Annotated in this window: 1 protein-coding gene; it reads left to right on the forward strand. The window is 66.4% G+C overall.

Annotation, left to right across the window (positions count from 1 at the left end):
• Positions 1-307 (forward strand): ATP-binding cassette domain-containing protein (locus tag ACZ3HH_RS29580; RefSeq protein WP_465810078.1); only part of this gene is annotated, 307 nt, incomplete at both ends.

Consider the following 307-nt stretch of genomic DNA (forward strand, 5'->3'; position numbering starts at 1 on the left):
ACCCGCGCCGTCGACGAATTCAGCCTCGTCATCCCGTCCCGCAAGACGACCGTCTTCGTGGGATCGTCGGGCTGCGGCAAGACCACCACCCTGCAGATGATCGCGGGCTTCGAGGCCGTCAGCGGCGGCCGCATCGAACTCGATGGCCGCGACATCACGCATGCCAAGCCCAATACGCGCGGCCTGGGCATCGTGTTCCAGACCTATGCGCTGTTCCCGCACATGACAGTGGAGCAGAACGTGGCCTTCGGGCTGGAGATGCGCAAGTGCGGTGCCGCTGAAAAGCGCGACCGCGTGGCGCAGGCCC

It is taken from the genome of Pseudomonas sp. PME37.24/025 (assembly GCF_055556615.1).